Raw genomic sequence first — 25,968 nt, forward strand, 5'->3', positions numbered from 1 at the left:
GCCTAGTCTCCCTGCCCGGGGAAGATCATCCGCTCCTCCCGGGGAGGCAGGAAGCGCGAGGTGAAGACCTGTTCGGGCTCGGGGATCGAGGCCAGCCCGTAGGCATCGGCCACCAGTTGAATGGCGTTGGCGAGCCGCTCGTCGTCCACGGCGCCGGCACCGTTGGCGCGGGCGTCCTCGGTGTCGATCACGCTGTCGATGGCGAGCCTGAGTCGCCGGGTCTCGAGTTCCACGTCGATCAGCCCATCTCGCTGGTAGACGTAGTCGATGGCGCCGTCCGGGTCGGCGAGGGTCTCCTTCAGCGCCCGGTTGAAGGCGCGCAGGAAGCCCTCGACGGCCTCGGGGTGCTCCTCGGAGAAGGCCTCGCTGGCGACGATGGCGTTGCCGTAGAGCGGCACGCCGTGGTCGGGGAACGGCAGGATGGTGAGCTCCTCCTCGCCCAGCCCGCGCCCCTCCAGGTTGAGCAGGCTGGTGAAGTAGAAGCCGGTGATGGCATCCACGTCGCCGCGCACCAGCAGCGTCTCGCGCAGGGCCGGGTCGACGTTCTGCCACTCGACGGCGTCGGCGTCGAGATCGTTGGCGGCGGCGAAGATGCCCCAGGCGCGGTAGCCGGTGTCGAAGGCGGGGGCGGCCAGCGTCTTGCCGGCGAGGTCCGAGGGCGACTCGATGCCGCGGTCCTTGCGCGCGAAGACCGACGCCGGTGTGCCGTCGTAGACCACGTAGACGCCCTGGATGCCGGGCGCCTCCGGGTTCTCGGCGAGGAATTCCACCAGGGCGTTGAGATCACCGAAGCCCATCTCGTAGGCGCCTGAGGCGACCCGGTTGATGGCCCCGGCGGAGCCGCTGCCGGAATCCACCTGCACGTCGAGCCCCTCCTCGGCGAAGTAGCCGCGCTCCACCGCCATCAGGAAGGGGGCAGAGGGCCCCTCGAAGCGCCAGTCGAGCTGGAAGCGGATGCGGGTCTCGTCGGCCTGGACGAGTGTCGCTCCGCCCAGGATCACCCCCGTCAGGAGGGCCGCCAGGCCACGGAGGTATGGACGATAAGGAGTCATGGAAGGGTCCTCGCACGCGGGTATGGTGGTGATGGTTCTCAACCAGCTTAGAACACTGGCGAGGGTCACCCAGCCCCGGCGGGAGGCGGGCCATCAACGCAAGCCGGCGCCACAGGGGCGCCGGCAGTCGTCGATCGGGGAGTCAAGGCAACGGCGATCACTCGTCGCCGGCTTCCTGCATCTGGGTCTGCAGGTAGTTCTCGAGGCCGACCTTGTCGATCAGGCCGAGTTCGGTCTCGATATGATCGATATGCTCCTCTTCGTCCGCGAGGATATCGCGGAGCAGGTCGCGGGAGACGTAGTCCTGGACCTTCTCGCAGTGCTTGATCGCCTCGATATAGTCCTTGCGGCCTGCATGCTCGAGCTTCAGGTCGCATTCCAGCATCTCGCGGGTATTCTCGCCGATCTGCAGCTTGCCCAGGTCCTGGAGATTGGGGATGCCCTCGAGGAAGAGGATGCGCTCGATCAGCTTGTCGGCGTGATTCATCTCTTCGATGGACTCGTCGTACTCCCACTTGGCCAGCGCCTTGAGGCCCCAGTCCTTGTACATCTTGGCGTGCAGGAAATACTGATTGATGGCCACCAGCTCATTGCCGAGGGCCTTGTTCAGGTGCTCGATGACCTTCTTGTCGCCTTTCATCGTATCTCTCCCTCGTCGTCGCGGTCAGGTGTCAGGGGCGTGGCGGCGCGTGGCGTGTATCGTGCGAACACACCAGCCCGCTGCAACCATCAGCAGTATTGGCCACGATGCCCAAAAAGTCCAATGGCGACAAAGAGTTGGGAGAGAATCAACAAGAATGATAGCGATTGACGTTTCGCCGCGCGGCGAGGTCGGGGAAGCCGGGAAGCAATCAGACCGCGTAGGCCAGGTCGGCGGAGGAATTCGCCATCTCGCTCATCACGGCGTCGCGGGTGATGGTCTTGCCCACGCAGGCGCACTTGCCACACTGGGTGCCGCAGCCGGTTTCACGCTGCACCTCGCGCCAGCTGCGCGCCCCTTCCTCGACCGCCTGGCGGATCCTGTGGTCAGTCACGCCCTTGCAAAGACACACGTACATCGACATCACCTCGACTCTGATTACATCGATGAATGTAAATGATTCGCATAGCCTATCGCAAGCATAGGAAGAAGAAATTCATTCTCATTCGACCTAAGGATGAGAACGAGGTTGCCTCAGCGACGCCGCTGGGGCCTGGGCAGCACCACGACCCGGGTCCCGGAGGCGATGTCCGACCAGCTGCGCCGCTCGGCGTCGAAGAGGATCCAGAGATAGCCCAGCCCGAAGGCGGCCAGTGACAGGCCGCCCACCAGGAAGCGCACCAGGCTCTGGGCCAGGGTGATGGAGCGCCCGTCGAGGGTCTGCACCCGCAGCCGCCAGGCCTGCATGCCGAGCGTCATGCCACCGCGTACCCAGAAGAAGGCGAAGAAGGCGAAGGCACTGGTCAGCAGCAGCAGCCTCAGGCTGATCACCTGCCCCAGGCCGGCCCCCACCTGCTCGGCCGGCAGACCCAGCACCAGCCTCACGACGACCAGGTGCAGGGTCGTGACCAGCAGCCAGATCGCCGCCACCAGAAAGCTGTCGTAGAGCATCGCCCCCAACCGCCGGCCCAGGCCGGCCGGCCAGGTGTCGTCGAGATTGCCGAAGCGTCGTTGCATGGGATGGAGGGCCCTCACCCGGTTCGTCGCAGCAGATAGAACCCTACCCCGGCGCAGATCAGGGTCGGCGCCAGCACCGCCCAGGCCGGGGAGAAGCCGAACACCGTGGAGGCCGGCGCCAGCAGGTCCTGCAGGTACTTGAAGGTCAGGCCGGTGATCACGCCGTAGAAGACCCGCGTGCCGGCGGCCACGCTGCGCAGCGGGCCGAACACGAAGGAGGCCGCCACCAGCACCAGCGAGGCCATGGTCAGGGGCATCAGCATCTTCTGCCAGAAGTAGAGCAGCGGCTCGGTGGCCTGAAGCCCCTGGGCCCGGAGATAGCGGGCATAGGCCCACAGTTCGCTGGGCGACTGGCTGTCGATGTCCCGCAGCAGGCGGCCGAGCTGCTCGGGGGTCAGGCTGGTCTCCCACTCCAGGGTGTCATGATGTTCCACCTCGGTGCGCTCCTCCCCGAAACGGGTCACCTCGACCTGCTCGAGCACCCAGCCGTCCCCCTGCCAGGTCGCCCGCTCGGCGGTGGTGGCCTGGTTCAGCACCCGGCCCTCGAAGCGGTAACGGGTCAGGTCGAGCACGGTATCGTCGGCGCGGATGGCGCCGAAGCGATAGAAGCTGTCGCCCTCGCGCTGCCAGCCGCCGCGCTCGGTGAGCACCGCGCCCTCCCCCTGCATCTGCTCCAGGCGCCAGGCGCTGGCGAACTGTTCGGTGCGCGGGCTGACGTACTCGGCAATGAACAGCAGCAGCACCACCACCAGGATGATCGGTTTCATCACCCCCCAGAGGATACGGGCCAACGAACGCCCCGCGGCACGCATCACCGTGAGTTCGTTGCTCGAGGCCATGCTGCCCAGGCCGATCAGGGCACCGATCAGCACCCCCACCGGGGCATACTGGTAGAAGCGCCAGGGCAGGCGCAGCAGCAGGTAGAGCAGCACCTGGAAGGCGCCGTAGCCCCCCTCCACGTCCTCCAGCTCGTTGATGTAGGTGATCACCAGGTCGAGGCCGAGCAGCACCACCTGCACCACGACGATGGCGGCCAGGACGTTGCGGGCCAGGTAACGGTCGAAGCGGTCGGCGATCATCCACTCATCCCCTTGCGCTGGGCATGGGCCGTCATCGCCAGGCCGAGCACCAGGAAGGCGGCATGGATCGGCCACATCCCCACCGCCGCCGGTAGCGCCCCACGCCCGATGGCGTCCAGGGCCGCCAGCAGCAGGCTCAGGTAGGCGACGTGCAGGAAGATCGCCGGCAACAGCTTGGCGAAGCGGCCCTGGCGGGGGTTGACCCGGGAGAGCGGCATGGCCAGCAGGGTGAGGATGAAGACCATGGGCGGCAGGCCGAGCCGCCACTGCAGCTGGGCCCTGGCGCGCAGCGAATCGTCGGCGAACAGGGCCGCCGTACTCGCGTACTCCGGCGCATCGAGCTCGCGCATCTCGTCGGCCTGGGAGAGCCGCACCGCATAGGTGTCGAACTCCAGCCGCTCGGCCTCGGAGCGCCCGGGTTCGACGCTGTAACGCTCGCCGTCGGCCAGTACCAGGAAGCGACTGCCGGTATCCGGGTCGACGGTCTGGTAACCGCTCGCGGCACGGGTGACCACGCTCTCCGGGGTACCGTCGCGGCGTCGCTGGCGCTCACTGATAAAGACGTTCTCCATGCGCGTCTGGCCGTCGGTGAGTCCCTCGGTGTAGGCGGTACGGCCGCCGCCGAAGTCCTGGAAGCGCCCGGGCGCCAGCGCCGAGAAGTCCAGCTGACTGCGCTGCTCCTCGAGCAGCACCGCATTGTGCAGGGCGCCCGCCGGTGTCAGCCAGAGGCTGCACAGCCCGACCAGGAGCGCCACCAGGGCGGCCGGCACCAGGCTCACCTGCAACAGCCGGTTGGGGCTGGTGCCACAGGCCACCAGCACGGTGATCTCGCTGTTGAGATAGAGCTGGCCATAGGCCAGCAGGATGCCGAGGAAGAAGGCCAGCGGCAGGATCAGTTCGAGAAAGCCCGGCAGATGGAACAGCATCAGGGTGCCGAGGATGCTCACCGGGATCTCTCCCTCGGCGGCAGTGGTGAAGTAGCGGATGAAGCGGCTCCCCATGATGACGAGCAACAACACGCCGGCCACCGCGGCCATGGTGAGCAGGATCTCGCGGGTCAGGTAACGAAAGATGATCATGCAGCCGCCTTCCATGCATTCGGGCCATGCCTTGGGTACACTGGCGTGACACGGCCGAGTGCCGGCATTATCCAGAATCCCCCTACGCTTGTCTTGTGGAGACACCATGGAATTCCCAGTTCAGACGGGCAATCCCGTCAAGACCGAGACGGCCTGCATCGTGGTACCGGTGTTCAAGGATGGCGACCTGCTGCCCACCGCCGCCAAGCTCGACGACGCCAGCGAGCGGCTGATCGGTCAGGTGATCGAGCGCGGCGATTTCGACCCCAAGCTGGGTAATGTGCAGCTGATCCCCTTCGCCCCCGGCGTAAGCGCCGAACGCCTGCTGCTGGTCGGGCTGGGCAACCGGGACAAGTGCCGGGAGGGCGCCTTCCGCAAGGCCCTGGACGCCGCCTTCGCCGCCCTGGCCGGGTTGCCGGTCGATGACGCTGCCGTGGCCTTCACCGACGTGCCGCTGCCCGACCGCGCCTGCGACTGGAAGGCCCGCATGGTGGCCGAGGCCGCCCAGCGCGCGGTCTACCGCTTCACCGAGTTCAAGTCGGAGCCGGCGCCGCCGCCCAGGCTCGAGCGCATCACCCTGCAGGTCAGCGAGAACGGCGACGCCGACGCGGCCCGCGAGGGCGCCCGCATCGGCAAGGCGGTGGGCGAAGGCGTCGCCTACACCCGCACCCTGGGCAACCTGCCGGGCAATGTCTGCACCCCGCGCTACCTGGCCGAGCAGGCCGAGGCCCTGGGCAAGGCCTCCGACGGCGCGCTCTCCGTGGAGATCCTCGACGAGGAGGCGCTCGAGCGCCTGGGGGCCCTCAGCCTGCTCTCCGTGGGGCGCGGCAGCGATCAACCCTCGCGGCTGATCGTGATGCGCTACCAGGGCGCCGAGAGCCCCGACGAGGCCCCCCATGTGCTGGTGGGCAAGGGCATCACCTTCGACACCGGCGGCATCTCGCTCAAGCCCGGCGAGGCCATGGACGAGATGAAGTTCGACATGTGCGGTGCCGCGAGCGTGTTCGGTACCGTCAAGGCGATACTCGCCATCAAGCCGAAGCTCAACCTGGTGGGCATCGTCGCCGCCGCCGAGAACATGCCCGACGGCCGTGCCACCAAGCCCGGCGACATCATCAAGACCCTCAAGGGCCTGTCGGTGGAGGTGCTCAACACCGACGCCGAGGGCCGCCTGGTGCTGTGCGACGCCCTGACCTATTCCGAGCGCTTCGAACCGGCCAGCGTGGTCGACATCGCCACTCTCACCGGCGCCGCGATCATCGCCCTGGGCCACCACGCCACCGGCCTGCTCTCCAACGACGACGACCTGGCGCTGGACCTGCTCGACGCCGGCGAGACCGCCTGGGACCGCGCCTGGCACCTGCCGCTGTGGGACGAGTACCAGGAGCAGCTCGAGTCCAATTTCGCCGACCTGGCCAACATCGGCGGTCGGCCCGCGGGGACCATCACCGCCGCCTGTTTCCTCTCGCGCTTCGCCGACAAGTTCCCCTGGGCACACCTCGACATCGCCGGCACCGCCTGGATCTCCGGCAAGCAGAAGGGGGCCAGCGGCCGCCCGGTGGGCCTGCTCACCCAGTACCTGCTCGACCGCGAGGAAGAGGCCCGCAGCGTGGAGAACGGTAACGAGCTGTAGATGACCCGCATCGACTTCTACATCCTCCCCGACACCACCCTGGAGGCGCGTCTCGGCTTCGCCTGCCGGCTGGCCGAGACCATCGCCGGCAAGGGCTATCGGCTGCACCTGCACGCCGAGGACGAGGCCATGGCCCGGGACCTCGACGACCGGCTGTGGACCTTCCGTCCCGACGCCTACCTGCCCCACGCCCTCGTGGACAGTACCCTGCTCGGCAGCGAGCAGGGGCAGGAGGTGCCGGTGACCATCGGCTGGGAGGGCCCGCCGGCGCCGGACGCCGGGGTGCAGGCCATGCTCAACCTGCACCCGGGCATCCCCGAGTGGTTCTCGCGCTTCGAGCGGGTCGCCGAGATCATCAACCAGCACCAGGAGGTGCTGACCGCCAAGCGCGAATGCTGGCAGACCTACAAGCAGCGGGGGTATCCGGTGAAGGCGCATCAGTTGAAGGGATGATCGCCTTTTCCCAGGGATGCAGGAGACTGCCTGTACCGCCGGGGGCAGGCCCCGGAGCGCCGGACCGACGAGGAGGCGCTGTAAACCCGTCCCTGGGCGCTACATTCGTCATCCCTGACGAATGACCTCCTCTTCGACCTGCCCCCGGCGCCCCTCACCCTTCCGCTTCGTTCGAGTGCATGGTCAGTCGAGCTGACGATCAAGGCCCCATCGGGCTATAATCGGGCCCATTTTTCCCGCGCCCCTCCGGTGACGTGGTGGCGGCATCGCCTGCCCGTCGGCGCCAAACCCTTTTCGACCTGGAACGCCCCATGGACAAGACCTACCAACCCGAGCAGATCGAATCCCGCTGGTACGAGCGCTGGGAGGCCGACGGTCGCTTCGCCCCCTCGGGCGAGGGCGAGCCCTACTCGATCATGATCCCGCCACCCAACGTCACCGGCAGCCTGCACATGGGCCACGCGTTCCAGGACACCATCATGGATACGCTGATTCGCTGGCGGCGCATGCAGGGCCACAACACCCTGTGGCAGGTGGGCACCGACCACGCCGGCATCGCCACCCAGATGCTGGTGGAGCGCAAGGTCGCCGCCGAGGAGGGCAAGAGCCGCCACGACCTCGGGCGCGAGGCGTTCATCGACAAGGTCTGGGAGTGGAAGCACGAGTCCGGCGGCCATATCACCCGCCAGCTGCGGCGCATGGGGGCCAGCGTCGACTGGAGCCGCGAACGCTTCACCATGGACGACGGCTTCTACAAGGCGGTGCAGGACGTCTTCGTGCGCCTCTATGAAGAGGACCTGATCTACCGCGGCAAGCGCCTGGTCAACTGGGACCCGACCCTGCACACCGCGATCTCCGACCTGGAGGTGGAGAACCGCGACCAGCAGGGCCAGTTCTGGCACTTCCGCTATCCGCTGGCCGACGGCGTGACCACCGACGCCGGGCTCGACCACCTGGTCGTCGCCACCACCCGCCCCGAGACCCTGCTCGGCGACACCGGCGTGGCGGTCAACCCCGAGGACCCGCGCTACGCTTCGCTGGTCGGCAAGGACGTCATCCTGCCGCTGGTGGGTCGCCGGATTCCCATCGTCGCCGACGAGCACGCCGATATGGACAAGGGCTCGGGCTGCGTGAAGGTCACCCCGGCCCACGACTTCAACGACTACGAGGTCGGGCGCCGCCAGGGCCTGCCGCTGATCAACGTCTTCACCCAGGACGCCGCAATCCTCGAGAGCGCCGAGGCCTTCGACATCCAGGGCCGCCCGCTGCCCGAGATCGACTTAAGCCTGCCCCAGGCCTACGCCGGGCTCGACCGCTTCGCGGCGCGCCAGCGGATCGTCGCCGACATGGAGGCCGCCGGCCTGCTCGAGCGGGTCGAGACGGTCAACAACACCCTGCCCTACGGCGACCGCAGCGGCGACGTCATCGAGCCGCTGCTCACGGACCAGTGGTTCGTCGCCGTGGAGAGCCTGGCCAAGCCGGCCATCGAGGCGGTGGAGAACGGCGACATCCAGTTCGTGCCGAAGAACTACGAGAACATGTACTTCTCGTGGATGCGCGACCTCCAGGACTGGTGCATCTCGCGCCAGCTGTGGTGGGGCCATCGCATTCCCGCCTGGTACGACGAGGATGGCAACGTCTATGTCGCCCGCACCGAGGCCGAGGCCCGCGACAAGTACGGCCTCGCCGCCGAGATCGAACTGACCCAGGACGAGGACGTGCTCGACACCTGGTTCAGCTCGGGCCTGTGGACCTTCGGCACCCTCGGCTGGCCGGAAGAGACCCCGGAGCTCGCCACCTTCCACCCCTCCAGCGTGCTGGTCACCGGCTTCGACATCATCTTCTTCTGGGTTGCGCGGATGATCATGCTGACCCTGAAGTTCACCGGCGAGGTGCCGTTCAAGCAGGTCTACGTCCACGGCCTGGTGCGCGACGGCCAGGGCCAGAAGATGTCCAAGTCCAAGGGCAACGTGCTCGATCCCATCGACCTGATCGACGGCATCGGCCTGGAGGACCTGGTCGAGAAGCGCACCGGCAGCCTGATGCAGCCGCAGAAGGCCAAGGCGATCGCCAAGGCCACCCGCGACGAGTTCCCCGAGGGCATCGAGCCCCACGGCACCGACGCACTGCGCTTCACCTTCCTCTCCCAGGCCACCACCGGGCGCGACATCAAGTTCGACATGGGGCGCCTGGACGGCTACCGCAACTTCTGCAACAAGCTGTGGAACGCCTCGCGCTACGTGCTGATGAACGCCGAGGGCCAGGATTGTGGAGCGGATGGCGGCGATGTCGAGCTGTCGCTCGCCGACCGCTGGATCGTCTCGCGCCTGCAGCAGACCGAGGCCCAGGTGACCCGCGCCATGGAGGAGTTCCGCTTCGACCACGCCTCCCAGGCGCTCTACGAGTTCGTCTGGAACGAGTACTGCGACTGGTACCTGGAGCTCTCCAAGCCGGTGCTGTGGGACGACAACGCCAGCCCCGCCGCCAAGCGCGGCACCCGCCGCACCCTGGTGCGCGTGCTCGAGGCGATCCTGCGCCAGGCCCACCCGATGATGCCCTACATCTCCGAGGAGATCTGGCAACGCGTCGCCCCGCTGGCCGGCAAGGCGAGTGGTGACGGCTCCGAGTCGATCATGAGCGAGCCCTGGCCGCAGCCGGAGGACGACAAGCTCGACGAGCGGGCGACCCGCGACATCGAATGGCTCAAGGGGGTGATCGTCGCCGTGCGCAATATCCGCGCCGAGATGAACATCGCCCCGGGCAAGCCGCTCGAGGTGCTGCTGACCAAGGGCAGCGCCACCGACCGCGAGCGCCTCGAGGCCAACCGCCCGTTCCTCGCCAAGCTGGCCAAGCTGGAGAGCGCCTCCTGGCTCGACGACCCGGCCCGGGCGCCGCTCTCGGCCACCCAGCTGGTCGGCGACATGGAAGTGCTGGTGCCGATGGCCGACCTGATCGACAAGGAGGCGGAGCTGGCCCGGCTCGCCCGCGAGATCGACAAGCAGGACAAGCTGATCGGCGGCATCGAGAAGAAGCTTTCCAACGAGAGCTTCGTCGCCAAGGCGCCGGACGCCGTGGTCGAGAAGGAGCGCGGCAAGCTCGCCGACTTCCAGGCCACCCGCAAGCTGCTGGTCGAACAGCGCGACAAGATCGCCACGCTCTGATCAGCGGCCCGCCAGGCAACGACAGCGGCCCGCCGAGGCGGGCCGCTGTCGTTCCTCCGGCAGACTCGCTTCCGGGACTCAGTCGGCTCGGCGCCAGCCGCCCAGCACCCGCTGATCGGGGCCGAAGAACACCAGCCGGTCGTGGTCGATCAGGTAACGGTAGGCGTTCTCCATCATCGCCGTGACGCGCCGGGCGTCCTCCGCCTGGGGGCAGCCACGACGCGTGGTGGCGAGCTCGGTGAACTCGATGCGATTGCTGTCGTCCAGTTGCACACGACCGTTCAGCTGGTTGCAGCCGTCACTGCCACTCACCCTGCCGTCCGGCGCGACCACGAAGTGCGGTGTCTCGGGCATCGAAAGACGCTCGTCGGTGCCCACCAGCAACAGGTTCCAGCGCGGCCCCACGACCGGGCCTTCCAGTTCGGCCGGCCGGCCCCCGAGGTCTGGGGCGGGCTGGCTGCTGCAGGCGGCGAGCATGAGGGCGCCCGACATCAGGGCGAGCGACTTGGCTAAACGATTGATCATCATGCTATCTTCCTTGAGGCTCATGGCGCCAAGCTTGCATCAACCGGCGCTGGTAGACAATTTCCCCCCTCTCCTGCCGCCCGACAAGGACCTCGTCATGCTTCATGCCCTTCACAACGACGCCCTCGGCAAGCTGATCCTGCGCCTCTCGGTGGCCGGCCTGATGCTGCTCCACGGCGTTGCCAAGCTGCTCAACCCCGGCAGCCTGACCTGGATCGGCGATACCCTCGCCGGCCAGGGCCTGCCCAGCTTCCTCGCCTATGGCGTGCTGCTCGGCGAGGTCGTCGCCCCGCTGATGGCGCTGATCGGCTGGCAGACCCGGATCGCCGGCCTGCTGATGGCCGCCAACATGGTGGTGGCGATCTTCCTGGCCCATATGCACCAGCTCACCGAGCTCACCAGCAGCGGCGGCTGGGCCCTGGAGCTGCAGGGGCTCTACCTGTTCGGCGCCGTGGCCCTCGTCTTCCTCGGCAGCGGGCGCATGGCCTGGCGCCCGGATTGATCACCAGGTTCCAACATTGTCCATCGATACCCAGGGCTCCTTCGGGGGCAGGGCGTCGCCCTTCTGCAGCAGCTCGACGGAGATGCCGTCGGGGCTCCTGACGAAGGCCATGTGGCCATCCCGCGGTGGACGGTTGATGGTCACCCCTCCTGCCTGCAGCTTCTCGCAGAGGGCATAGATATCGTCGACGCGATAGGCCAGGTGGCCGAAATTGCGGCCTCCGGTGTACGCCTCCGGGTCCCAGTTCCAGGTCAGCTCCAGCTCCGGGGCCTGGAGTTCGGCGGAGCGTGCCTCGTCCTCCGGGGCGGCGAGGAAGACCAGGGTGAAGCGTCCCTTCTCGTTCTCCTTGCGCCGCACCTCCTTGAGCCCCAGCAGGTCGCAGTAGAAGTGCAGCGAGGCGTCGAGGTCGCCGACGCGGACCATGGTGTGCAGGTACTGCATGTGGGCTTCCTTATCGGCTTGCGGGTTCAGTGGGTGTATTCGTCGAAGACCTGCAGCGTGCGGTCGTCATGGTGTAGTCTCCTGTGGTGAGCGCGAACGCCGCTATCGGCATCCTGACAAGTCACGATCCCCTTGCCAATCCCGCGAGAGACGCCATGAGCCATTATTGTGACCTGGCACCGGGCCATCCGTTTCACGGCCCCTACCACGACCACGAATACGGTTTCCCGGTCGCCGACGACACCGCGCTCTTCGAGCGCCTGGTCCTGGAGATCAACCAGGCAGGCCTCTCCTGGCTCACCGTGCTGAAGAAGCGTGAGGCCTTCCAGCGTGCCTTGGACGGCTTCGCGATCGAGCGGATCGCCGCCTATGGCGACGCCGAACGCGAACGCCTGCTGGCCGACGCCGGCATCATCCGCAATCGTCTCAAGGTCGAGGCGACGATCCATAACGCGAGAGTGATCCAGCGGCTGTGCGACGAGCACGGCAGCTTCCGCGCCTGGCTCGACCAGCACCATCCCCTGCCCCACGCCGACTGGGTGAAGCTATTCAAGCGCACCTTCCGCTTTACCGGCCCGGAGATCGTGAAGGAGTTCCTGATGAGCACCGGCTACCTGCCCGGCGCCCACCACGACGACTGCCCGGTGCAGGCCCGGATCCTGGCCGCCGGCCCGGCCTGGGTGCGGCGACCGTGAGCGGGAACCGCTCGCGACCCCGCGTATCACAGCAAGGCCGACACACGCCAGGGAGCTGAACCATGGATCCTGTTACCCAGGTAGCGTTGGGCGCCTCGATCGGCGGTGTGGTACTGGGTCGCCGGCTCGGCCGCAAGTCGCTGCTGATCGGGGCGGCCCTCGGCACCCTGCCCGATCTCGACGCCCTGATCGACTATGGCGATGCCGTGGCCAGCGTCACCGAGCATCGGGGCTTTTCCCACTCGCTGTTCGTGCTCACCGGGCTCGGCAGCCTGCTGGCGCTGCTTACCTGGCAACTGCGTGCGGCCCGGGCGATACCGCTGTGGCACTGGTGGGGCTTCTATGTGCTGTGCCTGGTGACCCATCCTCTGCTCGACGCCCTGACCACCTACGGCACCCAGCTATGGTGGCCGCTGGACCTCAGGCCCACGGCCTACCCGATCGTCTTCATCATCGACCCGCTCTACACCCTGCCGCTGCTGATCGGCCTCGCCGTGGCCCTGATCACCGGCAACGGCCGGCGCGGCCCGGGCTGGGGCCTGGCCCTGGCCAGTGCCTACCTGGTCTTCGCCTTCGGCACCAGGCTGTGGGTGGAGAACCACCTCGAGCCGGTACTGGCCGAGCACAACCTGCAGGACGCCCCACGCCTGGTGCAGCCGGCGCCCTTCAATACCCTGCTGTGGCGGGCCACCGTGATCGACGGCGACGCCCACCATGAGATCCTGGTCGGCCTGCTCGACGGCACCACCTCGCCGCTGCTGGAGACCTATACCCGGGGGGCCGAACTGGAACCGCTGGCCCTGGAGAGCGAGCGCGGCCGACGCCTGGCCTGGTTCGCCGGCCCCTTCCTGCGCTACGAGGTGCGCGAGCTCGACGGCCACGAGACGCTGGTAGCCACCGACCTGCGCCTGGGCTTCCCCGGCTTCCACCCCTTCGCCTTCACCCTGGCGACCCACGAGGACGAGGTGTGGCGGCCGGTGGCCAAGAGCATGCAGCTGGCCAGCCCCGACCAGGCCGACGGCGACCGCCGCGTGGCCCTCGGCCGGCTGGTGCAGCGCATCCGCCGCCCCGAGCCACCGCTGTGCACCAGCGACTTCGTGACCGGGCAGTGGGTGGTCGAGCGCGCCGAAGCCTGTTAGGGAAGCGCTGATTTATTGCTGCGCTCGATATCCTGGCCGCCGGCGGTGCTCAGAATCCTCATTTAACACCGCGTAAACTCCGGTTCTTGCGCTCCGGCGGCGACCAGCCTCTCTTCGCTCGCGACATAAATCAGCGCTTCCTTAGCCCGGGCCGGCGGCGGGTGCCACACGACGGCGGGGCGGCCGAATGGCCGCCCCGCCGGGTTCGTCTCGATCGTGGTCGCGGACGCTTAGAGGCGCGCCACCAGGCCGTCGATGGCCTGCTTCGCTTCCTTCAGCGAGGCCTCGCGGTGGCCCTCGCCCATGGCGAGTCCCTCGGCGTAGACCACGTCGACCTCGGTAATGCCGATCAGGCCCAGCATGCTCTTCAGGTGCGGCGTCTGGCTGTCCAGCGGCGTGCCGGCATACTGGCCGCCGCGGGTCGCCAGGATCACCGCCCGCTTGCCCTCGACCAGCCCCCGGGGGCCCTGCTCGGTGTAGCGGAAGGTCTCGCCGGCACGCAGCACCCGGTCGAACCAGGCCTTGAGCTGTGACGGAATGCCCAGGTTGTAGAGGGGCACCGCCAGCACCAGCACGTCGTGGTCACGCAACTCGGCGATCAGGGCATCGGAACGGGCCGCCAGCTCGCGCTGCTCGACCGTGCGCTCGACCGCCGGCACCTGCCAGCTGCCGAGTTCGGCGAGGCCGAGGTGGGGCAACTCATCGGCCACCAGGTCGCGGCGGGTCACCTCGAGGCCGTCGCGTTCGACGGCGCGGGCCGAGAAGTGTTCGGCCAGGGCGATGGACTGGCCCTGGTTGCCCAGGATCGAGGACGTGATGACGAGGGCGCGGGTAGTCATGGCGATCTCCTTGTGTCGTTAACAGGATAATGATCGCCATTCTAGATGGATTTTTTACAACGAAAAGCGCAAAAATCTGCGCATTATGTTCGACAAAATCGAAACCAAGATGCCTTTAGGCGCGTCGCGAGCGAACACAGGTCGTGCGCGTCCGCGTCAGGGGGCGATGCCCTGGCCACAGCCCCGATAGGTTTCACCGTCGATGGTCAGGGTCACCCGCGCCGGGAAGGGCTCGCCGCTCATGTCGTCGAAGCAGGCCTGCCCCTCGATGCGCAGCTCGAAGGGGGTGTCGGCCCGGCCGCTGGCCAGGATCACCCGTCCCTCGCCGTTGTCCAGGGTGGTGACCCGATACGGCAGGGTCAGTTGGCGGTCGCCGTAGTCGAGCAGCAGGTCGATCTCGGCCTCGTCGCTGGGCAGGCTGGCCATCCAGCCCGGCTCGTTGCCCCGGGCATGGAACATCACGTCGGGGCGGTCCCGGCGGGTCAGGGCGGTGCGCTTGATGTGCGCCTGGCACGCCAGGCGCCCGGTAGGGCTCTCGACGACCGCCTCCTCGCCCTTGTTCCAGAAACTGAGTTCGCCCTGCTGGTAGCGGGCCCCGCTGGCGACCACCGCCGGCTGCAGCCGCCAGGCGCCGTGGGCCGACCAGAGCCGCAGCTCGTCGTCGGGATGCGCGGTGACCAGGTCCTGGGCCGGGGTGCAGCGCCAGCCGACGAACGCCTCGGCGCCGCCGGCGAAGAAGGCCGAGGGCATCAGCGGTGCCGTGGGTTGCACGACCTGGCCATCGGCGGCGGCGGTGCGGTCGGCGACCTCCGGGCGCCCCTCGCCACTCGGGGCGGCGGCGCAGCCGGCCAGGAGCAGGGCGGTGCCGAGCAACAGCGGAACGTAGCGGGCAGGAATGGCGGCAGGACGAGACATGGCGGCTCCTTGCGTGGTGTCGTATTCCTCGATGACGCCAGGATACCAGCCGCCGATGCCCCGCGCTCAGGCCACCGCCCTCCCCCGCTCAACGCCCGGCCTCAGCCATGGCGCCGCCTCAGCACCCGCGCGGCCTCGACCATGTTGGCCAGCGCCGGCTCCACCTCCGCCCAACCGCGGGTCTTGAGGCCGCAGTCCGGGTTGACCCAGAGCCGCTCCGGCGGGATGCGCTCGGCCGCCTTCTCCATCAGCTGCACCATCCAGTCCACCTCGGGAATGTTCGGCGAGTGGATGTCATAGACCCCCGGGCCGATCTCGTTGGGGTAGGCGAAGTCCTGGAACGCCTCGAGCAGCTCCATGTCGGAGCGCGAGGTCTCGATGGTGATGACATCGGCGTCCAGCGCGGCGATAGCGGCGATGATGTCGTTGAACTCCGAATAGCACATGTGAGTGTGGATCTGGGTCTCGTCGCGGGCCACCGCCGCCGACAGCCTGAAGCACGCCACCGCCCAGTCGAGATACGCCTGCCACTCGCCGCTGCGCAGCGGCAATCCCTCGCGCAGGGCCGGTTCATCGATCTGGATCGCCCGGATGCCGGCGGCCTCCAGGTCGCGCACCTCGTCGCGCAGCGCCAGGGCGATCTGGCGGCAGGTGGTCTCGCGGGGCTGGTCGTCGCGCACGAAGGACCACTGCAGCATGGTCACCGGCCCCGTCAGCATGCCCTTCATGGGACGCTCGGTGAGCGACTGGGCGTACTCGCTCCAGCGCACCGTCATCGGGCCGGGGCGGCTGACGTCGCCGAAGATCACCGGCGGTTTGACGCAGCGCGACCCGTAGCTCTGTACCCAGCCGTAGCGGGTGAAGGCATAGCCCTCGAGCCGTTCGCCGAAGTACTCGACCATGTCGTTGCGCTCGGCCTCGCCGTGCACCAGCATGTCGAGCCCCAGGGCCTCCTGGCGCGCCACGGCATGGGCGATCTCCTCGCGCATCCGCGCCTCGTAGGCGCCGGGCTCCAGGTCCCCGGCCTTGACGGCGCGGCGGGCCGCGCGGATCTCCGCCGTCTGGGGGAAGGAGCCGATGGTGGTGGTGGGAAAGCGCGGCAGCCCCAGGTCCCGGCGCTGAGCCTTGGCGCGTACCGGATAGGGACTGGCGCGTTCGGTATCGGCGGCACTCACCCTGGCCAGGCGCTCGGCCACCGCCGGCCGGTGGATGCGCACGGAGTCCCGGCGGGCCTGCAGGGCCAGGGTGGCGGCCTCGACACGCTCCCGGTCCTGCGCCGTGGCGCGGCCATCGAGCAGGTGCGCGAGCGTCACCACCTCGTCGAGCTTCTGGCGGGCGAAGGCCAGCCAGCTCCTGAGCTCGGGGTCGAGCTCGGTTTCGGCCGCGAGGTCCACCGGTACGTGCAGCAGCGAGCACGACGGGGCCAGCCACAGCCGCTTGCCCAGACGCATGCGGGCCGACGCGAGGCGCTCGCGCAGCAGCGCCAGGTCGGCACGCCAGATGTTGCGGCCGTCGATGGCACCCACCGACAGCACCTTGTAGCCGGGTAGCCGGTCGAGCACCGCCTCGAGCTGCTCCGGCGCGCGCACCGCATCGATGTGCAGGCCCTCCACCGGCAGGTTCACCGCCAGGTTGAGGTTCTCGCCCAGGCCGCCGAAGCAGGTGGCCAGCAGCAGCTTGACCGGCACGCGGCCCAGCACGCTGTAGGCGGCCTCATAGGCCTGCTGCCATTCGCGGGGGAGATCCTGCACCAGGGCAGGCTCGTCGAGCTGCACCCACTCCACGCCCTGCTCGGCCAGCCGCGCGAGAACCTCGCCGTAGACCGCCACCACCGCCTCCAGCAGGCTCAGCCGGTCGAGTCCCTCGTCCCGGGCCTTGGCCAGCCATAGCCAGGTCAGCGGTCCCAGCAGGGTGACCTTGACCGGGTGGCCGGCGGCCCGGGCCTCCGCCACCTGGTCGAACAGCCGAGAGCTCGCCAGGCGGAAGGTCTGGCCGGCGTGCAGCTCGGGTACCAGGTAGTGGTAGTTGGTATCGAAGTACTTGGTCATCTCGCAGGCCGCCGCCGGGGTGCCGGTCGGCGCGCGCCCCCGGGCCATGCGGAAGGCGGTGTCCAGCGACACCTCGCCCCGGGCCACCTCGTCGTCGGCCGCGAAGCGGCCCGGCACCGCCCCGAGCAGTACCGAGACGTCGAGCACCTGGTCGTAGAAGGCGAAGTCGCCCACCGTCACCAGGTCGAGCCCCGCCTCGCGCTGGGCCGCCCAGTGGCGCTCGCGCAGCGCCCGGCCGGAGGCCTCCAGGGCCTCGAGGTCGGTCTCGCCCCTCCAGTAGGCCTCGGTGGCCGCCTTCAGCTCGCGGTTCGCGCCGATCCGCGGATAGCCGGCAATATGAGCCAGGGTCATGGTGTGATCCTTTATGCATGAATGATGCGATAAAGGATCGCTGGCCGCGAAGGGTGAATCAAACTAAACTTCTTAATCTTTAAAATGAAATCGGCTCAATCGAATGCTGGAACTTCGCCACCTGCGCACCCTCGTCGCCCTGCGCGACGCCGGCTCCCTGGTCGAGGCCGCCGAGCGCGTGCACCTGACCCAGTCGGCCCTGTCGCACCAGATCAAGGACCTGGAGGAGCGCCTGGGCGCCCCGCTGTTCGTGCGCAAGACCCGCCCGGTGGAGTTCACCCGGGCCGGGCAGCGCCTGCTCGTCTTGGCCGAGCAGGTGCTGCCCCAGGTACGCATGACCGAGCGCGACCTGGCACGGCTGGCCGGCAACGAGCAGGGCCGACTGCACATGGCCATCGAATGCCATAGCTGCTTTCAGTGGCTGATGCCCACCATCGACCACTTCCGCGACCACTGGCCGGAGGTGGAGATCGACATCCCCGGCGGCCATCATTTCGACCCGCTGCCGGCGCTGGCCCGGGAACAGCTGGACCTGGTGATCACCGCCGATCCCCAGCCGCTGCCCAGCGTCTACTACGAGCCGCTGTTCCGCTACGAGGGCCTGCTCGCGGTGGCCCGCCAGCATCGCCTCGCGGGCAGGCCCTTCGTGCTTCCCGAGGACCTGGCCGAGGAGACCCTGATCACCTATCCGGTGGAACATACACGACTGGACGTCTTCACCCAGTTCCTCGACCCCGCCGGCATGCGCCCCAGGGAGGTGCGCACCGCCGAGCTGACGATCATGATGATGCAGCTGGTGGCCAGTGGCCGCGGGGTCTGCGCCCTGCCCAACTGGGCGCTGACCGAGTACCTGGAGCGCAGCTACGTGAGTGCCGTGACGCTGGGCGAGAAGGGGGTGTGGAGCACGCTGTTCGCGGCGATCCGCGAGGAGACCCGCGAGGCCCCCTGGATGGAAGACTTCCTGCGCACCGCCCGGGAAACGTCCTTTGCGGTGCTCGAGGGCATCAAGCCGGCGTGACGGGCCGGCGCGGGAGCAGCAGGGTGAAACGGGCGCCGCCCAGCTGCGGGCTGTCGTCGACCGCGACACTGCCACCGTGCCAGGTCATGACCTTCTGCACGATGGAGAGCCCCAGCCCGTAGCCCCCGGAGCTGCGGGTGCGGCTGTCGTCGAGGCGAGCGAAGGGCTTGAAGACCTCCAGGCGCTCCGAGACGGGGACCCCGGGGCCGTCGTCCTCCACGTCCAGACGCACCAGGTGCGGCTCGGAATGCAGACGGATCAGCACACGCGAGCGGGCGTGCCGGCAGGCGTTGGCGACCAGGTTCTGCAGGGCTCGCTGGAGATAACGGGGATCGGCACTGATCTCCACTTCCTCCCCCCCGGCCAGCTCGAGGCGCAGGTGGCCATGCAGCGGGCTCAGGGTCTCGATCACCCGTTCCGCCATGGCCCGGCAGTCGACCAGCGAGGTATCCATCTCCATGCTGTTGACCGACTCGTTGCCCAGCCTCGCATAGGTGAGGATCTCGTCGATCAGGCCGTCGAGCTCCTCGATGTCGCCGTCGATGCCCTCGAGCTGGCGGCGGATCGCCGGATCATCGGTCATGTCCTCGACCATCTGCACGGCGAAGCGGATGCGCGCCACCGGGGTACGCAGCTCGTGGGAGACGGCGCGAATCATGTCCTGCTGGGCGCGCAGCAGCGACTGTACCTGGGTGGCCATGCCGTTGAAGGCCATGCCCAGCCGTCCCAGGAAATCGCCGCTCTCGACCTTGACCCGGGTGTCCAGGCGGCCGCCGGCGATGCGCGTGGCGGCCTGCTCGAGCCGTGCCATGCGCGCCTCCACCCCGCGCACGATCAGATAGATGATCACCGCCAGCACGCCGAGCAGGATCATCAGCAGCAGCAACTGCAGCGCCCCCGGCATCGGCTCGAAGGCCTGCACCGGCCCGATGGCGAGCCAGCTGGTCTCTTCGTCGGAGTCCGGCAGCTCCAGGTACATCGTCATCGACCAGCGCCCCGGCAGCAGGCGGATCACCACCTCGCCCTCGGCCAGTCGCGACAGCTGGCGGGCATCCAGCCCTTCCGGTGCCCGGTCGGTCAGGGTCACCGGGATGCCGGCGCCGGAGACCCGCTCCAGGCGCTGCTGGCGTTCGGCGCCCCGCACCTCGCTCAGCCACTCCCCGAACAGCTCGGTGAGCCCGCGCAGCTGCTGCTCGCTCAAGCCCGCCAGATCGACCTCCAGCAGCCAGTCGCCACCGGGCAGCAGTCGCTGCAGGCGCCAGCCATGCTCGCCCCGGAAGGAGACCAGCACCCGGCCGCTCTCGAGCCGGGTGCGATCGAAGTAGTTCAGCATCAGGGAGTCGACGGGATAGAGGGTCGGGGTCATGTCGAGCCGCTCGGCACGGTGCTCCAGCCAGGCCTCACGCTCGTCGCGGGGCAGTTCCGCGAGCTTCTCCACCAGCAGGCGCATGGGCGCGTCGGCGAGCCGCTCGCGGTGATGCTCGCGACGCACCTGATCGACCATGGCCAGGCCCAGCAGGGCCAGGCCGAAGGTCAGCAGCAGCGCCAGTGCCAGCAGCACATAGACGCGCAGGAAGGTGCTGTCGGCCAGCGCCCGCCGCATGGATCAGCTGTCCCTGACGAAGAGGTAACCCTTGCTGCGCACCGTCTTGATGCGGTGCGGCTGGTTGGGATCGTCGCCGATCTTGGGGCGGATCCGCGAGACCCGTACGTCGATGGAGCGGTCCTGGCCGTCGTACTTGATGCCGCGCAGCTGGGAGAAGATCTCCTCGCGGGTCAGTACCCGTCCCGCGTTGCTGGCCAGCAACCACAGCAGGTCGAACTCGGCGCTGGTCAGGTCGATGCGCTCGCCCTCCAGCCAGGCCTCCCGGGTGGCGCTGTCGATCTCGAGGTTGCCGAAGGCGAGCCGCGTCTCGCCCCCCGGCTCGCTGGGGTCGGTGCGCCGCAGCAGCGCGCGCATGCGCGCCAGCAGCACCCGTGGCTGCACCGGCTTGGGCACGTAGTCGTCGGCCCCCATCTCCAGGCCCAGTACCTGGTCCATGTCGTCGGTGCGTGCGGTGAGCATCAGGATCGGGCCGGGGTAGTCGGCGCGCACGCGACGGCAGATCGACAGGCCGTCCTCGCCGGGCAGCATCAGATCCAGAATCACCAGATCCGGCTGCAGTGTCAGGATCTGCTCGACGCCTCGTGCACCGTCGGCCTCCAGCGTGACCTGGAAGCCGTTGGCCTCCAGATAGTCACGGGTCAGCCCGGCCAACCGCTCATCGTCCTCGATGATCAGCACATGATCCTGTTCCTGGGGTTCCAAGCTGTCATCCATCCTGTGTATCCGTCCTGATGGCTGGTGATCGGGTACGGCAAGCCACCCGCCAACGGGTCGACTACCGCCAATGGCTAAAGGATACCCGAAAACCACGATTTCGCCTTCCTGAAACCCGGCGAGTTTGGAACGGAAGGCCCAACCACGCGGCCTGACAGGCCGTCGCGAAACTCCCCCCGAATGGTCACAGGCCATCCACAACTTATCCACTTGATGGAGCCATGAAAGCACACTATCTTGTGTTTCGTCACGGCACGAACACCATATACTGTGCCATAGCAACCGTTTCACCCGCTGTCAACAGCGGCTTAGCTCGCGTGTTTTCGACCATCAGACAGGGACCCTCGGCGCCATGGATACCACCGCAACCCCGGACAAGACATCCGTCTCCGTCACTGCCCCCCGCACCCTGCGTGTCATCAAGCGCACCGGTGACGTGGTGCCCTTCGATGCCGGCAAGATCGCCGTGGCCATGAGCAAGGCGTTCATCGCCGTGGAAGGCGACAACGCCGCCACCTCCTCGCGGGTGCGTGACTTCGTCCGGCACTCCTCGGATGCCATCGCCCAGGCCTTCCAGCGCCGCATGCCCGACGGCGGCACCCTGCACATCGAGGACATCCAGGATCAGGTCGAGCTGGCCCTGATGCGCGCCGGCGAGCAGAAGGTCGCCCGCGCCTACGTGCTCTACCGCGAGGAGCATGCCCGTGCCCGTGCCGCCGCCGGCGGCGACATCGAGAAGCCCCACCCGACCCTGAATGTCACCCTGACCGACGGCAGCATCCGTCCGCTGGACCTGGGCCGGGTCGAGACCCTGGTGTTCGACGCCTGCGCCGAACTCGCCAACGTCGATCCCAACCGCATCGTCGAGGAGTCGCTGAAGAACCTCTACGACGGCGTCACCATCGACGGTGTCTCCCAGGCGCTGATGATGACCGCCCGCACCCTGGTCGAGAAGGAGCCCAACTACACCTACGTCACCGCCCGCCTGCTGCAGGACAACCTGCGCCGCGAGGCGCTGTCGTTCCTGGGCGTGGCCGACGAGGCCACCTTCGGCGAGATGGCCGACTTCTACAAGCCGGCCTTCCACGCCTACGTGGCCAAGGGCATCGAGTTCGAGCAGCTCGACCCGCGGCTCGCCGAGTTCGACCTCGAGCGCCTGGGTGCCGCCCTCGACCATACCCGCGACAACGCCTTCACCTACCTGGGCCTGCAGACCCTCTACGACCGCTACTTCATCCACCGCGACGATGTGCGCTACGAGCTGCCCCAGGTGATGTTCATGCGCGTCGCCATGGGCCTGGCCCTCAACGAGGACGACCGCGAGGCGCGGGCCATCGAGTTCTACGAGCTGCTCTCCAGCTTCGACTACATGGCCTCCACGCCGACCCTGTTCAATTCGGGCACCGTGCGCAGCCAGCTCTCCTCGTGTTATCTCACCACCGTACCCGACGACCTGGACAGCATCTACAGTGCGATCCGCGACAACGCCCTGCTCTCCAAGTGGGCCGGCGGCCTGGGCAACGACTGGACCCCGGTGCGCGCACTGGGCTCCTACATCAAGGGCACCAACGGCAAGTCCCAGGGCGTGGTGCCCTTCCTCAAGGTGGTCAACGACACCGCCGTGGCGGTCAACCAGGGCGGCAAGCGCAAGGGCGCGGTGTGTGCCTACCTGGAGACCTGGCACCTCGACATCGAGGAGTTCCTCGAGCTGCGCAAGAACACCGGCGACGACCGCCGCCGTACCCACGACATGAATACCGCCAACTGGGTGCCGGACCTGTTCATGAAGCGGGTCTTCGACGACAAGGAGTGGACGCTGTTCTCGCCGGCCACCTGCCCCGACCTCCACGACCTCTACGGCGCCGCCTTCGAGCAGCGCTACGCCGAGTACGAGGAGATGACCCGTACCGGCCAGCTGAAGCTCTACAAGCGGGTCAAGGCCAAGGACCTGTGGCGCAAGATGCTCTCGATGCTGTTCGAGACCGGCCACCCCTGGATCACCTTCAAGGACCCGTGCAACCTGCGCAGCCCGCAGCAGCACGCCGGGGTGGTGCACTCCTCGAACCTGTGCACCGAGATCACCCTCAACACCAGCCCCGACGAGATCGCGGTGTGCAACCTCGGCTCGGTCAACCTGGCCCAGCACGTGGTCGACGGCGAGCTCGACGACGACAAGCTCAGGAAGACCGTGCGCACCGCGGTGCGCATGCTCGACAACGTCATCGACATCAATTACTACGCGGTGCCCCAGGCGAAGAACTCCAACTTCAAGCACCGCCCGGTGGGTCTCGGCATCATGGGCTTCCAGGACGCCCTCTATGCCCAGGACATCGCCTACGCCAGTGACGAGGCCGTGGCCTTCGCCGACCGCTCCATGGAACTGGTCAGCTACCACGCCATCGAGGCCTCCTCGGACCTGGCCGCCGAACGCGGCCGCTACGAGAGCTTCGAGGGCTCGCTGTGGAGCCAGGGCGTGCTGCCCATCGACTCCATCGAGAAGCTCAAGGCCGAGCGTGGCGAGAAGTACATCGAGGTCGACACCTCCGCCACCCAGGACTGGGGCCGCATCCGCGACAAGATCGCCGAGCAGGGCATGCGCAACTCCAACGTGATGGCCATCGCCCCCACGGCGACCATCTCCAACATCTGCGGCGTGACCCAGTCCATCGAGCCGACCTACCAGAACCTCTACGTGAAGTCGAACCTCTCCGGCGAGTTCACCGTGGTCAACGCCCAGATGGTCAATGACCTCAAGGCACGCGGCCTGTGGGACGAGGTGATGATCAACGACCTCAAGTACTACGACGGCTCGGCCCAGCCCATCGACCGCATCCCGGACGACCTCAAGGCCAAGTACGCCACCGCCTTCGAGGTGGAGCCCAGGTGGCTGGTGGAGGCGGCCGCCCGTCGCCAGAAGTGGATCGACCAGGCCCAGTCGCTGAACCTCTACATCCAGGGCGTCTCGGGCAAGAAGCTCGATGTCACCTACCGCATGGCCTGGTTCCGCGGCCTCAAGACCACCTACTACCTGCGCGCCCTGGGCGCCACCTCGGTGGAGAAGTCCACCGTCGACCGCGGCACGCTGAATGCGGTGAGCAATGGCGGGGCCCCGGCGGCCGAGCCGAGCCCGACGCCCGCCGCGCCGGCTACCCCCGAGCCGCGGGGCATCGAGGACTTCCTGACCGGCAAGGGCGGCCAGCGCCCGCCCTCGGCCGGCGATATCGACGAACTGGGCTGCGAGGCCTGTCAGTAACGCAATACGGACCTGTAGGAGCTCGGCTCCGCCGGGCGAATGGCGCCGACAGGCGCCCCGGGCTGGGCTCCTGCGGATCATCCGGACCACATACCGGGAGAGACAGATGCTTAACTGGGACGAATTCCACGAGGACGAGACCGCCGTCGCCGAGCAGCCGGCCCCGGCGGCCAAGCCGCAGCCCGCCGCCGAGCCCCGGGCCGAGGCCGTGCGCGAAGAGACCGTGAGAGCAGAGACCGTAAGAGAAGGTGCCGCTCGCTACGCCGTGGCCGACCAGGACCGCCTGGCCCGCGCCCGCAAGTCGCTGGACGAGCTCGACGTGGCCGCCGGCCTCGAGGAGCTGGAGATGGGGGCGGCGCGCATCGAGGTCGACGACAAGCAGATGATCAATGCGCGCGCCGACCTCAACCAACTGGTGCCCTTCAAGTACGAGTGGGCGTGGCAGAAATACCTGGACGGCAGCGCCAACCACTGGATGCCCCAGGAAGTGAACATGAACGCCGACATCGCCCTGTGGAAGAGCCAGGATGGCCTGACTGCGGACGAGCGGCGCATCGTCGAGCGCAGCCTGGGCTACTTCTCCACCGCCGATTCGCTGGTGGCCAACAACCTGGTGCTGGCCCTCTACCGCCTGATCACCAACCCCGAGTGCCGCCAGTACCTGCTGCGCCAGGCCTTCGAGGAGGCGATCCACACCCACGCCTACCAGTACTGCGTGGAGTCGCTGGGCATGGACGAGGGCGAGGTCTTCAACATGTACCGCGAGGTGCCCTCGGTGGCCGCCAAGTCCGCCTGGAGCCTCAAGCACACCCAGTCGCTGGCGCGCCCGGACTTCAACACCGGCACCACCGAGACCGATCAGGAGCTGCTGCGCAACCTGATCGCCTTCTACTGCGTCACCGAGGGCATCTTCTTCTACTGCGGCTTCAGCCAGATCCTCTCCATGGGCCGGCGCAACAAGATGACCGGCGTCGCCGAGCAGTTCCAGTACATCCTGCGCGACGAGTCCATGCACCTGAACTTCGGGGTCGACATGATCAACCAGATCAAGATCGAGAATCCCCAGCTGTGGACGCCCGACTTCCAGGACGAGGTCACCCAGATGATCCTCGAGGGCACCGAACTCGAGATCGCCTACGCCCGGGACACCATGCCCCGCGGCGTGCTGGGCATGAACGCGGCGATCATGGAGGAGTACCTGCACTTCATCTGCAACCGCCGCCTGGCCCAGATCGGCCTCAAGGAGCAGTTCCCCGGCGCCCAGAACCCCTTCCCGTGGATGAGCGAGATCATCGACCTGCGCAAGGAGAAGAACTTCTTCGAGACCCGCGTCACCGAGTACCAGGTGGGTGGCGCGCTGAGCTGGGATTGAGCGAAGACCCTGCCGGGGAGCCGCTCCCCGGCGTGACGTCCGGAGGCATCGCCATGGTGGATCACCAAGCCCCGACCCTCGACGCGCGGCCCCGGGCCGCCCGCGTCCACCGGCCTCCTTCAGGCGGGCCCACGGTTCCCGAGCGCTTCGGGCCGACCCCGCCGACCCCGATGATGACGCCCTGTCCGGCCACGCCGGGCGGGGCGTTTTTCATGGCCCCGACAACAGGCATATCAACGGAGGGCATTACCATGCAAGCTGCTCGCAGCACCGCACCTCGCGACTCCCGGGCCTGGCAGACCGCCCTGGATCGGGCGCTGGCCGCCCATGACAGCGAAGACGCCTTCGCCCACTACCCCCATGTGGCCTTCGCCTTCCCCTCGTCGTCCCCCAACCCCTATTCGCGGGCGTATCCGCTGCTCAACTACCGGGAGCT

22 protein-coding genes and 1 pseudogene are annotated in these 25,968 nt (G+C 67.9%); 10 read left to right on the plus strand and 13 right to left on the minus strand.

Annotation, left to right across the window (positions count from 1 at the left end; genetic code table 11):
- Positions 1–2: 2 nt before the first annotated feature.
- From QLQ85_RS08265 to lptF, 6 genes are all read right to left on the minus strand, one after another.
- A complete protein-coding gene (locus tag QLQ85_RS08265; protein WP_282738553.1) occupies positions 3–1,052 on the minus strand; it encodes an ABC transporter substrate-binding protein in 1,050 nt (349 codons plus the stop codon).
- Between the two features lie 157 nt (positions 1,053–1,209).
- Positions 1,210–1,692 (minus strand): bacterioferritin, encoded by a 483-nt coding sequence (gene bfr / locus QLQ85_RS08270; RefSeq protein ID WP_282738554.1) that lies wholly within the window; start codon positions 1,690–1,692, stop codon positions 1,210–1,212.
- A 211-nt stretch (positions 1,693–1,903) separates the two neighbouring features.
- Positions 1,904–2,110, minus strand: a complete 207-nt coding sequence (locus QLQ85_RS08275; protein ID WP_282738555.1) for a (2Fe-2S)-binding protein — start codon at positions 2,108–2,110, stop codon at positions 1,904–1,906.
- A gap of 116 nt (positions 2,111–2,226) precedes the next feature.
- The gene (locus QLQ85_RS08280; protein WP_282738556.1) at positions 2,227–2,709 is read right to left on the minus strand and encodes an RDD family protein; all 483 of its coding nucleotides are present in this window, start codon (positions 2,707–2,709) and stop codon (positions 2,227–2,229) included.
- A 14-nt stretch (positions 2,710–2,723) separates the two neighbouring features.
- On the minus strand, positions 2,724–3,788 hold the full coding sequence (gene lptG, locus QLQ85_RS08285) for an LPS export ABC transporter permease LptG (protein WP_282738557.1): 1,065 nt from the start codon (positions 3,786–3,788) through the stop codon (positions 2,724–2,726).
- Positions 3,785–4,867: an LPS export ABC transporter permease LptF gene (gene lptF, locus QLQ85_RS08290; protein WP_282738558.1), complete on the minus strand. Its 1,083-nt coding sequence runs from the start codon at positions 4,865–4,867 to the stop codon at positions 3,785–3,787. Before lptF ends, lptG begins: the two co-directional genes overlap by 4 nt.
- Positions 4,868–4,973: 106 nt before the next feature.
- Here lptF and QLQ85_RS08295 point away from each other — a divergent pair, with 106 nt between their 5' ends.
- From QLQ85_RS08295 to QLQ85_RS08305, 3 genes are all read left to right on the plus strand, one after another.
- Entirely contained in the window at positions 4,974–6,500 is a 1,527-nt protein-coding gene (locus tag QLQ85_RS08295; RefSeq protein ID WP_282738559.1) for a leucyl aminopeptidase, read from the plus strand.
- Positions 6,501–6,953, plus strand: a complete 453-nt coding sequence (locus QLQ85_RS08300) for a DNA polymerase III subunit chi (RefSeq protein ID WP_282738560.1) — start codon at positions 6,501–6,503, stop codon at positions 6,951–6,953.
- Positions 6,954–7,264: 311 nt separating this feature from the next.
- Positions 7,265–10,114: a valine--tRNA ligase gene (locus QLQ85_RS08305; RefSeq protein ID WP_282738561.1), complete on the plus strand. Its 2,850-nt coding sequence runs from the start codon at positions 7,265–7,267 to the stop codon at positions 10,112–10,114.
- Between the two features lie 78 nt (positions 10,115–10,192).
- Here the strand turns inward: QLQ85_RS08305 and QLQ85_RS08310 are convergent, their stop codons facing one another.
- The gene (locus QLQ85_RS08310; RefSeq protein ID WP_282722919.1) at positions 10,193–10,639 is read right to left on the minus strand and encodes an META domain-containing protein; all 447 of its coding nucleotides are present in this window, start codon (positions 10,637–10,639) and stop codon (positions 10,193–10,195) included.
- A gap of 97 nt (positions 10,640–10,736) precedes the next feature.
- Between QLQ85_RS08310 and QLQ85_RS08315 the strand changes: the two genes are divergently transcribed.
- On the plus strand, positions 10,737–11,141 hold the full coding sequence (locus tag QLQ85_RS08315; protein WP_282738562.1) for a DoxX family protein: 405 nt from the start codon (positions 10,737–10,739) through the stop codon (positions 11,139–11,141).
- Here the strand turns inward: QLQ85_RS08315 and QLQ85_RS08320 are convergent, their stop codons facing one another.
- A complete protein-coding gene (locus QLQ85_RS08320) occupies positions 11,142–11,582 on the minus strand; it encodes a VOC family protein (protein ID WP_282738563.1) in 441 nt (146 codons plus the stop codon). It lies immediately after the preceding gene.
- Between the two features lie 155 nt (positions 11,583–11,737).
- Here QLQ85_RS08320 and QLQ85_RS08325 point away from each other — a divergent pair, with 155 nt between their 5' ends.
- Both QLQ85_RS08325 and QLQ85_RS08330 read left to right on the plus strand, forming a co-directional pair.
- Positions 11,738–12,277 carry a DNA-3-methyladenine glycosylase I gene (locus QLQ85_RS08325; protein ID WP_282738564.1) on the plus strand — a complete coding sequence of 180 codons (540 nt, stop codon included), beginning with the start codon at positions 11,738–11,740 and terminating at the stop codon, positions 12,275–12,277.
- A 62-nt stretch (positions 12,278–12,339) separates the two neighbouring features.
- Positions 12,340–13,416 (plus strand): metal-dependent hydrolase, encoded by a 1,077-nt coding sequence (locus QLQ85_RS08330; RefSeq protein WP_282738565.1) that lies wholly within the window; start codon positions 12,340–12,342, stop codon positions 13,414–13,416.
- Positions 13,417–13,646: 230 nt separating this feature from the next.
- Here the strand turns inward: QLQ85_RS08330 and QLQ85_RS08335 are convergent, their stop codons facing one another.
- The 3 genes from QLQ85_RS08335 to metE form a co-directional block, all read right to left on the minus strand.
- Positions 13,647–14,255 (minus strand): FMN-dependent NADH-azoreductase, encoded by a 609-nt coding sequence (locus QLQ85_RS08335; RefSeq protein WP_282738566.1) that lies wholly within the window; start codon positions 14,253–14,255, stop codon positions 13,647–13,649.
- Positions 14,256–14,411: 156 nt separating this feature from the next.
- Entirely contained in the window at positions 14,412–15,170 is a 759-nt protein-coding gene (locus tag QLQ85_RS08340) for a COG3650 family protein (RefSeq protein WP_282738567.1), read from the minus strand.
- A 101-nt stretch (positions 15,171–15,271) separates the two neighbouring features.
- Positions 15,272–17,569, minus strand: coding sequence for a 5-methyltetrahydropteroyltriglutamate--homocysteine S-methyltransferase (gene metE, locus QLQ85_RS08345; RefSeq protein ID WP_282738568.1), 2,298 nt, complete (start codon positions 17,567–17,569; stop codon positions 15,272–15,274).
- 103 nt (positions 17,570–17,672) lie between these two features.
- On the opposite strand from metE, the gene QLQ85_RS08350 reads away from it, so the two are divergent.
- On the plus strand, positions 17,673–18,587 hold the full coding sequence (locus tag QLQ85_RS08350; protein ID WP_282738569.1) for a LysR family transcriptional regulator: 915 nt from the start codon (positions 17,673–17,675) through the stop codon (positions 18,585–18,587).
- On the opposite strand, the gene QLQ85_RS08355 is transcribed toward QLQ85_RS08350, so the two are convergent.
- On the minus strand, positions 18,574–20,190 hold the full coding sequence (locus tag QLQ85_RS08355; RefSeq protein WP_282738570.1) for an ATP-binding protein: 1,617 nt from the start codon (positions 20,188–20,190) through the stop codon (positions 18,574–18,576). The genes QLQ85_RS08350 and QLQ85_RS08355 overlap by 14 nt on opposite strands.
- A 3-nt stretch (positions 20,191–20,193) precedes the next feature.
- A complete protein-coding gene (locus QLQ85_RS08360; RefSeq protein WP_102628089.1) occupies positions 20,194–20,907 on the minus strand; it encodes a winged helix-turn-helix domain-containing protein in 714 nt (237 codons plus the stop codon).
- 352 nt (positions 20,908–21,259) lie between these two features.
- On the opposite strand from QLQ85_RS08360, the gene QLQ85_RS08365 reads away from it, so the two are divergent.
- The 3 genes and pseudogenes from QLQ85_RS08365 to QLQ85_RS08375 form a co-directional block, all read left to right on the plus strand.
- A complete protein-coding gene (locus tag QLQ85_RS08365; protein WP_282738571.1) occupies positions 21,260–24,160 on the plus strand; it encodes a ribonucleoside-diphosphate reductase subunit alpha in 2,901 nt (966 codons plus the stop codon).
- A 106-nt stretch (positions 24,161–24,266) separates the two neighbouring features.
- Positions 24,267–25,532 carry a ribonucleotide-diphosphate reductase subunit beta gene (locus QLQ85_RS08370; protein WP_282738572.1) on the plus strand — a complete coding sequence of 422 codons (1,266 nt, stop codon included), beginning with the start codon at positions 24,267–24,269 and terminating at the stop codon, positions 25,530–25,532.
- 251 nt (positions 25,533–25,783) lie between these two features.
- Positions 25,784–25,968, plus strand: a pseudogene (locus QLQ85_RS08375) (hypothetical protein); the annotation flags it as partial.

Origin of the sequence: Halomonas kalidii (genome assembly GCF_030010475.1) — a bacterium.
GTDB classification, from domain to species: domain Bacteria; phylum Pseudomonadota; class Gammaproteobacteria; order Pseudomonadales; family Halomonadaceae; genus Halomonas; species Halomonas heilongjiangensis.